At 70.6% G+C, this 14,665-nt stretch carries 15 protein-coding genes; 7 read left to right on the forward strand and 8 right to left on the reverse strand.

The window, feature by feature from the left end:
* Complete coding sequence (locus ACFXK0_RS21645) at positions 1-1,098, reverse strand: WD40/YVTN/BNR-like repeat-containing protein (RefSeq protein ID WP_379412392.1); 1,098 nt, start codon at positions 1,096-1,098, stop codon at positions 1-3.
* A gap of 236 nt (positions 1,099-1,334) precedes the next feature.
* On the opposite strand from ACFXK0_RS21645, the gene ACFXK0_RS21650 reads away from it, so the two are divergent.
* Positions 1,335-1,922: a hypothetical protein gene (locus ACFXK0_RS21650; RefSeq protein WP_379412393.1), complete on the forward strand. Its 588-nt coding sequence runs from the start codon at positions 1,335-1,337 to the stop codon at positions 1,920-1,922.
* A gap of 122 nt (positions 1,923-2,044) precedes the next feature.
* Positions 2,045-2,320, forward strand: coding sequence for a hypothetical protein (locus ACFXK0_RS21655; RefSeq protein ID WP_379412394.1), 276 nt, complete (start codon positions 2,045-2,047; stop codon positions 2,318-2,320).
* Positions 2,321-2,362: 42 nt separating this feature from the next.
* Here the strand turns inward: ACFXK0_RS21655 and ACFXK0_RS21660 are convergent, their stop codons facing one another.
* The 6 genes from ACFXK0_RS21660 to sucB form a co-directional block, all read right to left on the reverse strand.
* A complete protein-coding gene (locus ACFXK0_RS21660; RefSeq protein WP_379412396.1) occupies positions 2,363-2,674 on the reverse strand; it encodes a pyrimidine/purine nucleoside phosphorylase in 312 nt (103 codons plus the stop codon).
* A 73-nt stretch (positions 2,675-2,747) separates the two neighbouring features.
* On the reverse strand, positions 2,748-3,770 hold the full coding sequence (gene lipA / locus ACFXK0_RS21665) for a lipoyl synthase (protein ID WP_379412397.1): 1,023 nt from the start codon (positions 3,768-3,770) through the stop codon (positions 2,748-2,750).
* Positions 3,767-4,516 (reverse strand): lipoyl(octanoyl) transferase LipB, encoded by a 750-nt coding sequence (lipB, locus tag ACFXK0_RS21670; protein WP_379412398.1) that lies wholly within the window; start codon positions 4,514-4,516, stop codon positions 3,767-3,769. Before lipB ends, lipA begins: the two co-directional genes overlap by 4 nt.
* A 70-nt stretch (positions 4,517-4,586) precedes the next feature.
* Positions 4,587-5,099: a GNAT family N-acetyltransferase gene (locus ACFXK0_RS21675; RefSeq protein ID WP_379412400.1), complete on the reverse strand. Its 513-nt coding sequence runs from the start codon at positions 5,097-5,099 to the stop codon at positions 4,587-4,589.
* A complete protein-coding gene (locus ACFXK0_RS21680; protein ID WP_379412401.1) occupies positions 5,096-5,992 on the reverse strand; it encodes a TIGR01777 family oxidoreductase in 897 nt (298 codons plus the stop codon). The genes ACFXK0_RS21675 and ACFXK0_RS21680 overlap by 4 nt, the downstream gene beginning before the upstream one ends.
* 18 nt (positions 5,993-6,010) lie before the next feature.
* The gene (sucB, locus tag ACFXK0_RS21685; RefSeq protein WP_379412403.1) at positions 6,011-7,750 is read right to left on the reverse strand and encodes a 2-oxoglutarate dehydrogenase, E2 component, dihydrolipoamide succinyltransferase; all 1,740 of its coding nucleotides are present in this window, start codon (positions 7,748-7,750) and stop codon (positions 6,011-6,013) included.
* Between the two features lie 259 nt (positions 7,751-8,009).
* On the opposite strand from sucB, the gene ACFXK0_RS21690 reads away from it, so the two are divergent.
* On the forward strand, positions 8,010-8,357 hold the full coding sequence (locus ACFXK0_RS21690; protein WP_379412404.1) for an oxidoreductase: 348 nt from the start codon (positions 8,010-8,012) through the stop codon (positions 8,355-8,357).
* Here ACFXK0_RS21690 and ACFXK0_RS21695 read toward each other — a convergent pair whose 3' ends face one another.
* Positions 8,358-9,869, reverse strand: coding sequence for a leucyl aminopeptidase (locus ACFXK0_RS21695; protein ID WP_379412406.1), 1,512 nt, complete (start codon positions 9,867-9,869; stop codon positions 8,358-8,360).
* Between the two features lie 147 nt (positions 9,870-10,016).
* Between ACFXK0_RS21695 and ACFXK0_RS21700 the strand changes: the two genes are divergently transcribed.
* From ACFXK0_RS21700 to ACFXK0_RS21715, 4 genes are read left to right on the forward strand one after another with little or no spacing between them, the layout of a single operon-like run.
* Entirely contained in the window at positions 10,017-10,808 is a 792-nt protein-coding gene (locus ACFXK0_RS21700) for a hypothetical protein (RefSeq protein ID WP_379412407.1), read from the forward strand.
* Positions 10,805-11,890 (forward strand): hypothetical protein, encoded by a 1,086-nt coding sequence (locus tag ACFXK0_RS21705; RefSeq protein ID WP_379412409.1) that lies wholly within the window; start codon positions 10,805-10,807, stop codon positions 11,888-11,890. Before ACFXK0_RS21700 ends, ACFXK0_RS21705 begins: the two co-directional genes overlap by 4 nt.
* Positions 11,887-13,356, forward strand: a complete 1,470-nt coding sequence (locus tag ACFXK0_RS21710) for a hypothetical protein (protein WP_379412410.1) — start codon at positions 11,887-11,889, stop codon at positions 13,354-13,356. Before ACFXK0_RS21705 ends, ACFXK0_RS21710 begins: the two co-directional genes overlap by 4 nt.
* The gene (locus ACFXK0_RS21715; RefSeq protein ID WP_379412411.1) at positions 13,353-14,657 is read left to right on the forward strand and encodes an AAA domain-containing protein; all 1,305 of its coding nucleotides are present in this window, start codon (positions 13,353-13,355) and stop codon (positions 14,655-14,657) included. Before ACFXK0_RS21710 ends, ACFXK0_RS21715 begins: the two co-directional genes overlap by 4 nt.
* The last annotated feature ends 8 nt before the right edge of the window (positions 14,658-14,665 follow it).

Genomic DNA, 14,665 nt, shown 5'->3' on the forward strand with positions numbered 1-14,665 from the left:
CTATCCGACGACGGCCGCGCGGACGCAGAGCACGTCGGGGAGTTTGTCGGCGACCAGGTGCCAGTGGTCGCCGTCGTCGGGGCTGCAGTAGACCTCGCCGTTGCGGGTGCCGAAGTAGATGCCGGTCGGGTCGGCGTCGTCGGCGCACAGCGCGTCGCGCATGACCGCGGCCCAGAACGGGACGGTCGGCAGCCCGTCGGTCTCGGCCGACCAGGTCTCGCCTGCGTCGTCGCTGCGGTACACCGCGCAGGTCGCGTCCGACGGGAAGCGGAAGCGGTCCATGTCCGCGACGAGCGGGAAGGTGTACACGGTGCCGGGACGACGGGGGTGCGCGAGGATCGGGAAGCCGAAGTTGGACGGGGGCAGGCCGGCGTCGATCGACTGCCAGGTGGCGCCGTCGTCGATGCTGCGGAAGACCCCGCCGTGGTTCTGGAGGTAGAGGGTGCTCGGCGTTTCGGCGTCCCGGGCGACCTTGTGCACGCACTGGCCCCATTCGGGCAGCTCGCCCGGCAGGAAATCGGCGGTGACACCGGTGTTGGTCGGCTGCCAGGACGCGCCGCCGTCGGCGCTCTGGTAGACGCCGCCGGTCGACATGGCGACGGCCAGACGCTGGGTGTCGGTGGGATGCGGGAGCACGGTGTGCAGCGCCAGACCGCCGCCACCGGGCTCCCACTGCGGGCGGTGCGGATGGTCCCACAGGCCTCTGACCAGCGTGAAATTCTTTCCGCCGTCGGTGGATCGGAACAGCGCCGACGGTTCGACACCGGCGTAGACGACCTCCGGCTCGGCCGCGGTCGCGGGCGTGATCTGCCAGACGCCCTGCAGGGCCGCGTCGGTGTAGTCGGGGAAAGCCAGTGGCGCGTCGTCGGGTTCGGTCCAGGTGTGGCCGAGGTCGTCGCTGGAGACCAGGGTCGGGCCGAAGTGGCTGTTCAGGACGCCGGCGAGCAGGCGCGGGGTCGCGCGCCTGGTGTCGATGCCCAGGGCTTTGACATCGGCGACCGGGAACTGCGGCGGACTCACCGTCCAGCTCGCCCGTCCGTCTGTACTCCGGGCCAGGAACAGCCCTTTGCGGGTTCCGATTCCGAGAAGCACGTCCACAGCCGACCTCCAGGTCGTCGCACCGGCTCGATCGAGTCCGAGCGTACTCCGTGGTGACGTAAGGTCCGCATGATCGCGGCCGGTGAGGGATACTGGTCCGATCGTAGGCAACCCGCCGCACGAGCGTGACATTTCCGCGACCGTTTCGTAATGTAATAGTGACTTGTTCTCGATAGTAGCTGGTGATTCATAAAGTGCCTGGTCAACATCGCACACCTGCGCCGCCCACCGGTCGCATGTCGCTGACAGTGTGCAGCCTCGCGGCGACGGTTCCCGGAATGCTGTGGATGGCGCTGCGGCCCACCACCGCCGAGGTACAGCCGGTCGCGGCGGTCCAGCCGCACACGCCATCGGCCATCGAGCTCGACGCGCTACCGCAGCAGCCACACGACGAGGCGACCATCGCGCCGCCGCCCGTGGCCGCCGACGACGAACTGGCCGCGCTGTCGGCGTCGAAACTGAAGCTGCTGTGCGGGACCGAGTGGAAGGGCACCCAGCCACACGTCGCGCAGGTCAGCTACATGGTGCAGAAGATGTTCGGGCTCTCCGACATCGGCGGCGCGCACGGACGCTACGACGGCGACCACGGCGCCGGCCTCGCCCTCGACATCATGACCTCCAACCCCGCCCAGGGCGACGCGATCGCCGCATTCATCCTGGCCAACAAGGCGCGCTTCGGCGTCACCTATGTGATCTGGCAGCAGCAGTACAACGACGGCGGCGGCTGGTCGTACATGGAGGACCGGGGCAGCCCGACCCAGAACCACTACGACCACGTCCACGTCTCCTTCGAGTCCTCCAGCGCGGCGAACCTGCTGTGCTGATCCCGCTGCGGGACAGGGATACCCAGGTCGGTTGAGCGCCGTCAGCTCGACGCCGGGCGTGCGGTGTTGTGAGTCCGTCGGTTCGTGTGCGGACGATGGGCTCGGCGCGGGATGATCGGGGGATGGCCCCCAATACCGCGAAGTATGTGATCAGCAATGGCACCGATGACCGGGTTTCGCTTTTCGACGACGGGCGGGTGAAGGTGTGGTCGACGACGCATCTGTGGACCGAGCAGGGGCGGGTTCGGCACAATGCGTCGGGACAGACGGTGATGGTGACCCTCGACGGTAGTTTCCGGCCGAAGACGGTGCGCGAGAGCGATTTCCGGGTGGAGTTGAGCGAGACGAGCGTGCCCCGGCCGAACCGGCTCTACCAGGACGAGTTCCTGGTGACATAGCCCGGCGTGGACCGGGGCGCCGGTGCGCCCCGGTCGCGACGGTCAGCCGTAGTGGCAGATGTAGTGCATGGTCTCGATGACCTCGATGTCGAACGAGCTGTCGCCGGGCACCTCGAACGACTCGCCGCCACGGTAGGTGACGGCCTCGGACGCACCGGGCAGCGTCACCTTGGCCTCGCCCGCGACCAGCTCCATGATCTCCGGGGCCGCGGTGCCGAAGGTCAGGCTCGCCGGCTGGATCACGCCGACCGACTTCTTGGTGCCGTCGGCCAGCTCGAGGCTGTAGCTGACGCATTTGCCGTCGAAATAGACATTGGCCTTGGTGGCGACGGAGACGTTCTCGAACTTCGACATGGGTCCTTCCAGGGGTGAGGGAACCCTTAGCCTACTGAGGGGCCAGGGCTCACCGAGCCCTGGCCCGGCATGGTCAGCTGCCGTAGCGGGCCAGGACCGAGCTGGCTTCCTGGGAGGCGGTGCCTTCCTGGGTGAGGTGGGTCATGGCCTCGGGGATTTCGCGGCCGTGGTGGGTCATGGCCTGGGCGTAGAGGCGGCCTGCGCGGTAGGAGGAGCGGACCAGGGGGCCTGCCATGACGCCGGCGAAGCCGAGATCTTCGGCGACCTTGGAGTGTTCGACGAACTCCTCGGGCTTGACCCAGCGGTCGACGGGGTGGTGGCGGGGGGACGGGCGCAGGTATTGGGTGATGGTGAGGATGTCGCAGCCTGCTTCGTGCAGGTCGCGCATGGCCTCGGTGACCTCGTCGGGGGTTTCGCCCATGCCGAGGATGAGGTTGGACTTGGTGACCAGGCCGGCTTCGCGGGCGGCGGTGATGACCGCGAGGGAACGCTCGTAGCGGAAGGCGGGGCGGATGCGCTTGAAGATGCGCGGCACCGTCTCCAGGTTGTGGGCCAGGACCTCGGGGCGGGTCGAGAAAACCTCGGCGAGCTGGTCGGGGTCGGCGTTGAAGTCGGGGATGAGCAGTTCGACGCCGGTGCCGGGGTTGAGGGCCTTGATGGCGCGCACGGTTTCGGCGTAGAGCCAGGCGCCGCCGTCGTCGAGGTCGTCGCGGGCGACGCCGGTGATGGTGGAGTAGCGCAGGCCCATGGCCTGGACGCTCTCGGCGACGCGGCGCGGTTCGTCGCGGTCGAGGGCGGCGGGCTTGCCGGTGTCGATCTGGCAGAAGTCGCAGCGCCGCGTGCACTGTTCACCACCGATGAGGAAGGTGGCCTCGCGGTCCTCCCAGCATTCGAAGATGTTGGGGCAGCCGGCTTCCTCGCAGACGGTGTGCAGGCCTTCGCGTTTCACCAGGCCCTTGAGCTCGCTGTATTCCGGGCCCATGGTGGCGCGGGTGCGAATCCACTTGGGTTTGCGCTCGATCGGGGTCTCCGCATTGCGCGCTTCGATGCGCAGCAGCTTGCGTCCAGCGGGGGCAGAGGCGTCGACGGAGCTCACCGGACCGACTCTACGCTCGGGGCCTGCGTGTTCGCCGCGGTGGTGGTGCGATCAATGTCATGGGGCCGGACGGGAATTTCCCCGTCGAGGGCGGCAACGATCGCGGCCGCGACGAGCGGCTCGAGTTCGGCGACGGTGACTTCCCGGCCGAGCTCGCGGGTCAGCGTGGTGACACCGGCGTCCTTGATGCCGCAGGGCACGATCGCCGCGAAGCCGTCGAGGGCGGCATTGCAGTTCAGCGAGATGCCGTGCAGGGCGACACCGCGCTGCACCCGCACCCCGATCGAGGCGACCTTGCGTTCGGGCAGGAACTCGGTGGCGGGCAGCCACACCCCGGAACGCCCCTCTACCCGGCCGCAGGTGATGCCCAGACCGGTGATCACCTGGATCAGTGCCTCTTCCAGGCGCCGGACATAGTGCACGACATCGACCGGTTCGGCGAGCCGGATGATCGGATAGCCCACCAGCTGACCCGGCCCGTGCCAGGTGAGCTTGCCGCCCCGGTCGACCTGCACCACCGGGCTGCCGTCGATCGGCAGATCCTCGGCCTCGGTGCGGCGGCCCGCGGTGTAGACCGAGGGATGCTCGAGCAGCAGCAACCGGTCGGCACCGGTGCCCGCGGCCCGCTCGTCGGCGATCTGCCGTTGCAGTTCCCAGGCGGTGTGGTAGTCGATGAGTCCGAGATTCTCGACCACGATCGGGGTCGTATCGAATCGCGCGGACGCGGTGGGGCGCGTGTCGTTCACGCTCCTGACGTTACGCCCAGCTACCGCGGCGAGTACACGACGCCTCGACGCTACCGGGCGGTCACCGGGATCAGGGTTCGAGGGGGAAATCGCGTTGCATGAGGGTGAGGTCCATCCAGCGGCCGAATTTCCGGCCCACCTCCGGGAGTTCGCCGACGGTGCCGAAGCCGAAGCGTTCGTGCAGGGTGATGGAGCCGGTGTTGCCGGATTCGATGGCGGCGATCATGGCGTGGACGCGGCCGGAGCCGGCGGCGCGGGCGACGAGTTCGGTGAGCAGGGCGGTGGCCACACCGCGGCGCTGGAAACGGTCGTCGACGTAGACGGAGTTCTCGACGGTGAAGCGGTAGCCGGATTTGGGGCGCCATTGGCCGTAGGAGGCGTAACCGGCGACCTCGCCGTCGATCTCGGCGATCAGGATCGGCATCCCGGCGGCGGTGCGGTCGGCGAACCAGGTGTGGCGGTCGTCGAGGTCGACCTCGTCGGTGTCCCAGATCGCGGTCGAGGAGGCGATATTGGTGTTGTGGATGACCAGCACGGCGGGCAGGTCGGCCTTGTCGGCGTCACGGATCAGCACCGTGCTCATGTCCGTCCGACGGTCGCGGCCAGCGCGGCGCCGATGGTCGGGTGCTGGAAGGTGAAACCGGCCTGTTCCAGCGCGGCCGGGATGGCGCGGGGTCCGTGCAGGATGCCCTCGTCGGCGAACTCGCCCACCAGGGCACGCAACGCGAAACCGGGGACGATGAACGGGGCGGGCCGGTGCAGGGCCCGGCCGAGCGCGCGGTTGAACTCCGCGTTGGTGACCGGGGCGGGCCCGGCGGCGTTGATCGGGCCGGCGAGCGCGGGATTCGTCAGCGCGAAGACGATCGCGCCGACCTCGTCGTCGAGGGAGATCCACGGGGTGTACTGACGGCCGCTGCCCAGGCGTCCGCCCAGGCCGAGCCAGTAGAGCGGGTGCAGCATGCTCAGCATGCCGCCGTTGCGGGCGAGTACCACCGCGCTGCGCACCCGGACCACACGCACACCTGCCTCGGTGGCCGGTGCGGTGGCGGCTTCCCAGTCCCGGCACAGCGTGGCCAGGGAACCGGTTCCGGCGGGGGTGGTCTCGTCGACGACGGTGTCACCGGTGTCGCCGCCGTAGTAGTGCACGCCGCTGGCATTGACCAGCGTCGGCACCCCGGCGGCGGCGGCCGCGGTGGACAGTACGTCGGTGGGGGTGATCCGGCTGTCGCGCAGCTGCTGTTTGTAGCTGCCGTTCCAGCGGCGCCCGCCGATCCCGGCGCCGCACAGATTCACCACCGCGTCGGCCCCGCGCAACGCCCGCTCGTCGAGCTGGGCGCGCGCGGGATCCCAGGTGTATTCGTCCGGCGCCGCGGCCCGACGGCGCACCAGGCGCGCGACCTGGTGCCCGTCGCGGCGCAGAGCCGCGACGAGCGACGTCCCGATCAGGCCGGACGAACCGGCGATCACCACCTTCATCGTGGCCGGATTCCTCGGCTACAGGCCGAGATCGGCCTCGAACGCCGCCTCTTCCAACCGGTGCCGGATGGTGGTGAGGAAGCGACCGGCGTCGGCGCCGTCGACCAGCCGGTGATCGTAGGTCAGCGGCAGGTACACCATCGAGCGCACGCCGATGGACTCGCTACCGGCCTCGTCGGTCACCACCACCGGGCGCTTGACGATCGCGCCGGTGCCGAGCATGCCCACCTGCGGCGGCAGCAGGATCGGGGTGTCGAACAGCGCGCCCTGCGAGCCGATGTTGGTGATGGTGAAGGTGCCGCCGGACAGCTCGTCCGGCTTCAGGCCACCGTTGCGGGCACGGTCGGCGATATCGGCGATCGCGCGGGCCAGCCCGGCCAGCGACAGGTCGCTGGCGTTGTGGATGACCGGCGAGAGCAGACCCTGCTCGGTGTCGACCGCGATACCCAGATGCACCGACGCGTGGTAGGTGATCTCCTTGGTGTCCTCGTTGTAGGAGGCGTTCACGTTCGGGTGCACACCGAGCGCCTCGACCACGGCCTTGGCGAAGAACGGCAGGTACGTCAGGTTGACGCCCTCGCGCGCCTTGAACGAGCCCTTGGCGAGCTGACGCAGATGCGCGATCTTGGTGACATCGGCCTCGTGGACCTGGGTCAGCTGCGCGGTGGTCTGCAGCGATTCGCGCGTCTTGGTCGCGGTGATCTGGCGGATCCGGCTGGCCTTCTGCGTGGTGCCGACGAGGGCGGCCAGCTTCGGGGCGGCGGACTGCTTGGCCGCAGGCGCAGCCGGAGCAGCGGCGGTGGCCGGTGCGGCGGCGGGCGCCTTGGTGGCCTCGGCCGCGGCGAGCACATCCTGCTTGCGGATGCGGCCGCCGACACCGGAACCCTTGACGGTCGACAGGTCGACCTTGTTCTCGTCGGCCAGCTTGCGGACCAGCGGGGTCACGTACGGCGTGCTGCCGTTGCCCGAGGCCGCCGGGGCAGGCGCCGGGGCGGGTGCGGGAGCCGGCTTCGGCGCGGGCGCCGCCGCGGCGGGCGCGGGGACCGGTGCCGGAGCGGGTGCGGGCGCCGGAGCAGGTGCCGGGGGAGCCGGAGCCGGAGCGGGGGCAGGGGCGGGTGCAGGCGCGGCGGCCGCGGGCGCGCCGCTACCGATCACACCCAGCTGACCACCGACGGCGATGACGTCGTCTTCCTGCGCCGAGATCTCGAGCAGGGTGCCCGCGACGGGCGAGGGGATCTCGGTGTCGACCTTGTCGGTGGACACCTCGAGCAGCGGCTCGTCGACGGCGACGGTGTCACCCACGGCCTTGAGCCACCGGGTCACGGTGCCCTCGGTGACCGACTCGCCCAGTTCGGGCATCTTCACCGGGGTGCCGGAAGCAGCGGCGGCGGGTGCGGCGGCCGGGGCGGGCGCGGGCGCGGGGGCCTGCGCGGCCGGGGCGGGCGCGGGTTCGGGAGCCGGGGCGGGCTCGGGCGCGGCGGGTGCGGCAGCAGGGGCAGGCGCGGCAGCGGCGGCTTCGCCGGGCTCGCTGATCACGCCGAGCTCACCGCCGACCTCGACGATGTCGTCTTCCTGAGCGACGATCTTCGACAGCACACCGGCGGTGGGCGACGGGATCTCGGTGTCGACTTTGTCGGTGGAGACTTCGAGCAGCGGTTCGTCGACCTCGACCGTGTCTCCTTCCTGCTTCAGCCACCTGGTCACCGTTCCCTCGGTGACGCTCTCACCAAGAGCCGGCATCTGGACGGAGAAGGCCATGTCCTCTGTCTCCTCTGACTGTTAGACGGGTAATACAACAGTGCTTCGACCCCGGCAGACACCCGTCGCGGGTCGCGGCGTACGTCCACCCCGCCGCAACAGAGCGAGGCGTCCGGGAATCGTCGGTTTCTTGTTCCGGCAACCATCCTTGCACTCGCTCGCCGCCGACGTAGCGCAGGGCGGCATTCCGGGCAGAGCTGGCACCATGGAATGTACGGCGGTGAGCAGAATTCCGCCGCCGGGCTGGAGGTGGCTACCGATGGGTTTGCTGGATCGTTTCCGTGGTGGGCGCCGTGCGAGCAGGACAGTCGCGCGCGCGAACGCGGCCGAGCTCGACGCGCTCGCGGACTGGGCGCGTGCCCGGCGCGGCGTCGAAGCGTTCATCGAACCCAAGACGACTGTGACTGATGTCACAGCGGTGCTGGTGGCCGCGGACGGGGAATGGACCCGGCGCGTCGTCGGGGAGCGCGGTGCGCGGCGCCTGGCCGGTGCGCTGAAGATCCCGGTGTACGACGTGAACCGCACCGGCTATCCGCAGCGGATGCGCGATTACGATGCCCGCCGCCGCATCGAAGAGCGGCGGGCTCGCGAGCGGCGCGACCAGTGACTACTCCGCGCCGATCTCCTCGATCACCGTGATCAGCGTCCGCACCGGGACGCCGGTGCCGCCCTTGCCGATGTAGCCGAACGGCCCGCCGGTGTTGTAGGCCGGACCGGCCACGTCCAGGTGCGCCCACTGCACGCCCTCGGGCACGAACTCCTTGAGGAACAGTGCCGCCGAGAGCATTCCGCCCCAGCGGTGCGGCGCGACATTGGCCAGGTCGGCGACCTTGGAGTTCAGGTCGGCGCGCAGTTCGGCCGGCAGCGGCATCGCCCAGCCGTTCTCACCGACCGCCCGCGAGATCGCCGCGACGCGATCGCGGAACTCGTCGGTGCCGAGCACGCCGGGGGTGCGGGTGCCCAGGGCGACCATCTGGGCGCCGGTGAGGGTGGCGACATCGATCAGGTAGTCGGGCTCGTCCTCGGCGGCGCGCACGATCGCGTCGGCCAGGATCAGCCGGCCCTCGGCATCGGTGTTGATGACCTCGACGGTGGTGCCGCCGTACTGGGTGAGCACATCGCCGGGGCGCTGCGCGGTAGCCGACGGCATGTTCTCGGCCATCGGCACGGTCGCGATGACGGTGACCGGCAGGCCGAGGCGCGCGGCGAGCAGCACGGTCGCGACGACCGCCGCGGCGCCTGCCATGTCGGAGGTCATGTTCTCCATATTGGCGGCCGGCTTGATCGAGATGCCGCCGGTGTCGAAGGTGATGCCCTTGCCGACCAGCGCGATCTTCTTCGGCCCGCCCGCATAACTGATCCGCACCAGCCGCGGCGGGCGCGCGGAGCCCTGGCCGACGCCGATGATGCCGCCGTAACCGCCCGCGGCCAGCGCGGTCTCGTCGAGCACCTCGACCTCGAGTCCGGCCGCCTCGGCGAGCATGCGGGCCCGCTCGGCGAACTCGGCCGGGTACAGCGCGCTGGGCGGGGTGTTGACGAAATCGCGCGCGGTGGCGACGGCCTCGGCCACCAGCTGGGCGCGCAGCAATTCCAGCACGCCGAATTCCGGTTCGGGGACCAGCAACTCGACGCGCAGCACCGGCCGTTCGTCCGGCTTCGGCGCGCTCTTGGCCGACTTGAACGCGGTGAAGGTGTACGCGCCGAGGTAGAAGCCCTCCGCCGCGGCGGCCAGGTCGACGCCCGAGAGCGTGGTCGCGACGAGTTCGGTGCCGCTGAGCGCGCGCCCGGCCACGCCGGCACTGCGGCGCACCTGCTCGGCGTCGAGCTTGTCGGCCGCGCCGAGGCCGACCGCGAGCACGCTGGTCACCTCGGCCAGTGCCGCGGGCGCCGGCACCCGGGTGAGTTCCTCGGGCTTGCCCTTCGCGCCGACCGCGCCCAGGGCATCGAGCAGCTCCGCGCGGACCTCGGCGGTGAGCACATCGCCGAACAGGTCGGCGGGGACGATGGCCGGCCCGTTCTCCGAGGACGTCAGCCCGATCACCAGGACATCGGTGTCCGGGCTGAGGGTTTCGATGCGTGCCAGTTCCGGTCCGAGTGAACGATCTGCAACAGCGGTCATCGCCCCAGATTATGCGTTCCCCGAACGGTGCCGCACCGCGACGCCGTCGAGCCGCAATCCGGCACCGGTGCTGACCATCTCGGCGTTGCGGGCTGGAATACTGGGATTCACTGGACAATACTGGTAGCTGTGGATACGCTCCGTCGCGTGACGGACTCGGCCGAGGAGCTGGAGGCGCGCATCAGCGGTTTGCGCGCCGAGGTGCGCCGGGCCGCCGCGTCCGGGGATCGGGTCGCGGCGCGGCAGTTGCGGGCGCAGCTGCGCAAGGCCGAGACCGACTGGGACGCGGTGGTTCTCGGGTCGATTCCTGAGGAACCCGAGCAGGTCGAGGCGCCCGCGGTGCCGGTGCGCGAGCACGTGCATCGCGCGCTGACGCTGTTGTCGGTGCCGTCCTCGCCGAAGCTGGTGCTGGCCACGCACGAGGCGTTCTTCTCCGGTGAGCTGCTGCCCGCGCGCTTGACCAGCCTGCGCCGCGACGAGGAACGCTCCTTCCGTTCCGCCCCGTACGCCCGGCCGTACTACCTGTGCGCGGCACTCACCACCGATCTGCTGGCGCCCGCGCGCGGCCTGATGGCGGTGAGTTCGTGGCCGCTGGAACGGCGGATGGTCGGCCCGCTGAGTCCCCGGGTGGGGCTGCTGACCTCGGCGATCCGGCTGGCCGAACATCTGTCGGCGCAGCCTGCCACCGAATCGGCGGGACGGCGCGTACTGTGGCGGCTCGCCGTATCGATTCCGGGCGTGACCGGCGCCCCGGATGCGCTCGACCCGGCGACGGTGATCGCGGCGGCGCGGCGGGAACTGGCAGTGCATTCCGGCGAAGACGCGCGGCAGCGGCGCCGGGCCGCGCACCGGGCGGCGGATCAGCTCGCCGATCCGGCCGCACAACTATTCGGTGTTCGGCTCGGGGTAGCCGATCGGCGACGGACCGAGGTGAAATGAGCACTCTCGCAGCACAGTTGGATCAGTTGCGTGGCGAAGCGCCCGCGACCAGGCACAATGCCCGCACCATCGCCGCCTTGACGGCCAATCCGGGATGCGCCCGCCGCGCCCTGCTCGACGCGGCCGCGGTGGACAAGACCGCGATCGCCCAATCGCTCGGATTCCCACCACAATTCGGTCAGTCGCAGTTCGCCATCACCCGCGGCAACGCCTTCGAGTCGATGGTCAAGGCCAACGGCTGCGCCGAACTGCTGGCCCTGCTGCGCGACACACTCGGCCTCACCGTGCCCGAAGTCGCCTACCACGACCTGAATTCGGTGGGTGAGAACACCGGCAACGCGGTTCGCTACCAGCGCACGAAACAGTTGCTGAAGAGCGCCGTCGAGGCAGGCGACGGCACCCTGTTCGACCATCCGATGCTGCGCCTGGACATCGCCGGCGCCACCGCCTACCTGGAACCGGATGTGGTGGCGGTGCAGCTCGACGGCAAGTTCCATGTGGTGGAGATCAAGGCGTTCCCGGTGATCGACGGACAGGCCGATCCGGCACAGGTCGCCGCGGCCGCCCGCCAGTCCGCGGTGTACGTGATCGCGTTGCGGGAGTTGATGACCGAGATCGGCGAGTCACCGGAGCTGGTCGCGCACAATGTGATCCTGGTGTGCGCCAAGGACTTCAGCAACCGGCCGACCGCGGAGCTGGTCGACCTGCGCAAGCAGCTGGCGGTGGTGGGCAGGCAGCTGGCCCGGCTCACCGCGATTCCCGAGCTGCTCGAACTGCTGCCACCGGAGGCCACCTTCGCCCCGGGCGATGGCCTGGAGAAGACGATCGCCGCGATCCCGGCACGCTACGCGCCCGAATGCATGTCGAGTTGCGAGCTGGCCTTCGCCTGCCGTGACGAGGCCCGCGTCTGCGGTTCACTCGACGCGCTGGGCCGCGGGGTGTGTGACGAGGTGGGCGGCATCGACAACCTGCACACCGTGCTCGGCCTGGCCGACGGCAGTCTGGAACCGGGCCCCGAACACGCCGACATCACCGCGCTGCTGCGTACCGCCCACCGGTTGCGGCTGGAGATCGCCGGATGAGCGTGCTGTCGGCGCTGGCCAAGGCCGAGGCGGTGCGGTCGGGCCGGGCGCAGCCGACCGCGGCCGTGCGCCACGTCCACCTCGCCGATCAGCCCCTGGTGGCCGTGCCGCTGCGGATGGCGGGGGAGGCCGCGGCGCCGCTGGCGATCATGATCGGCAGCGCGCCCGGCGATCAGAACGTGCTGATCGTGGCGCAGCCGCGCGACCGGGTGCTGCGGTTGCGGTTCATCGCCCAGCTCGCCGATGTGGTGCTGCCGTACCTGGACTCGTTCCTCGGTGAGGTCGAGGAACTCACCTCCAAGGCGGGCGAGACCTACACCCGCTGCCTGGACGCGCCGCAACTGTGGACGCCGAACCCCGGCGGCGTGAACTTCCTGAAACTGCTGGGCCGTTCGGTGCGCTTCCACCGGGCCGACGGCGACAACCCGGTCCCGGAATCGATTCCGCTGCTGGGCCGTTGGCTCACCTGGTTCGGCGACCGCGCCGAACATCCCGGCTCCGCGGTACTGCCGGCGATGACCTCGGTGCTGGCGGCGCACTGGGCCTCGGGCCAATCCGCCCTGGAGGACGGCAATCTCGCCGCCCTGCTCGGCTGGATCGACCCGCCGCGCGGGCTCACCGGCGCCGAGGCGGCGGCCCTGGCCGAGGACCCGCTGCGCTCGCCACCCGCGGGCCCGGCCACCGATCCCGGTTTCGACAACGAGGAACTCGCCCCGCTCATCGCCGCCTACAACGCCGCGCTCGACGACAATGCCCGCTCGGTGGCAGCCGAACGGCTGGAACGCTCGCTGCGCGGCCAGCTCGAACCCACCTGGCAGCTGATGTGGCGGGCGATCGAGCTGCTGCGCGCACTGCCCGAGGGCGCCAGCGTGCCGACCCGCTGGACCGACGACCGCGGCGCCTTCTCCTACTTCGCCGCCGAATCGGCCGAGGGCACCCCGCAGTCCCGGCGCGACCCGGCCGTGCGCGCGGTGCGCAAACTGCTGGAACGCGAACGGGCGCTCGAAGCCCTCCAGGCGCAGTGCGCGTTCGACGATCCGCTGCTCATGCTCGAACACCGCGTCGCCGGCGCGGCCTTCCGCGGCACTGTGGTGCACAGCGAACCCGACCGCCTCGACCGCTCCGGCGCGCGCCCGAAACTGCGCCCGCACATCCACATTCGCACCGCCGACCCGTTCGCGGCGGTGCTCGGCGAGGAACTGACCTGCGTCGAACGGCCCAAACAATCGGGCACGGTGGTCGAGATCGACGGCGACACCCTGGTGCTCGAACTCTCCGGCGGCATGGGCCGCAAACTCGTCGCCGAACCCGGCAGTGTGCCCGCGACCGAGGACGAACTCGGCTTCGCCCGGTTCACGCCATCGCCGTTCAACGGTCAGCTGAACCTGCCCGCGCGCGAGGACACGCCGTGGACGCACGGCGGCCCGCCGCCGGAATACGTGCCCGGCACCGAGGAGCCACAGTGAAGAGCCCGGATCAGGCCGTCGCCGACATCCTCACCGATCTGCGTGCGGCGAGTCATCGGGCGCTGGTGGTCGATTCCCCGCCCGGGGCAGGCAAATCCACGCTCGTGGTGCGGGCGGCCCGCCAGCTCGCCGAGGACGACGACCAGCGCATGATCGTGGCGCAGACCAACGAGCAGGTCGACGACCTCATCGACCGCCTCGCCGGCGCCGACCCGGCGCTGCGTATCGGGCGGCTCTCCAGCGCCGCCTACGTCGTGAGCGACCGGGTCGACCAGCACGGCAATGTCCGGGTGGCGACCAAGCCCGGTGATCTCGCCGATCGCACCATCGTCATCGGGACCGCCGCCAAGTGGGCCACCGTCACCGAGGGCAGCTGGTCGCACGCGATCATCGACGAGGCCTACCAGATGCGCTCGGATATGTTGCTGCGCATCGCGAATCGGTTCGATCGTGGGCTGTTCGTCGGTGATCCCGGGCAGCTCGATCCGTTCGCGACGGTCGAGACCGCGCGATGGGCCGGGTTGACCTGGGATCCGACCATGAGCGCGGTCAGCGTCATGCTCGCCAACAACGACAACATCCCGACCCATCGGCTGCCCGTGTCCTGGCGGCTGCCCGCCACGGCAGCGCCGGTGGTGTCGACGGCGTTCTACCCCTTCACCGAATTCGAGTCCGGCACCGGATTCGGGGACCGCCGGATGGAGTTCACCACGCGCGGCATGGGCGGTCCGGTCGACGCGGTGCTCGAGGAGGCGGCCGCGTCCGGGTGGGGCTGGTACGAACTCCCGGCCCGGCACACGCTGCGCACCGATCGGGAAGCGGTGGCGGCCATCGCGGCGATCGCGGCCCGGCTGATCGAACGTGGCGCCACGGCGCACTCGGAAGCCGGCACCAGGGCGGTCACCGTCGACCGGGTCGCGGTGGGGACCGCGCATCGGGACCAGGCCGATGCGGTGCGCGCGGCCCTGCGCGGGACGGCGGCCGAGCCGGTCACCGTCGACACCGCCAACCGGTTGCAGGGCCGCGAATACGACGTGACCCTGGTGCTGCATCCGCTCTCGGGCCGCCGCGACGCCAGTGCCTTCCACCTGGAGGCCGGCCGCCTGTGCGTGCTCGCCTCGCGGCATCGGCACGCCTGCATCGTCGTGGGCCGGGCGGGCATCCCCGAACTCCTCGACGCGCACCCGTCGGCCGAGCCGGTGCACCTCGGGGTGCCGGTGAAGTTCCCCGACGGGTGGGAGGCGAATCAGGCGGTGCTGAGCCACCTGGCGCAACACCGGGTGCGGGCGGCATCGCACTGACGCGACGA

This window comes from Nocardia sp. NPDC059177, from assembly GCF_042755165.1.
GTDB lineage: Bacteria > Actinomycetota > Actinomycetes > Mycobacteriales > Mycobacteriaceae > Nocardia.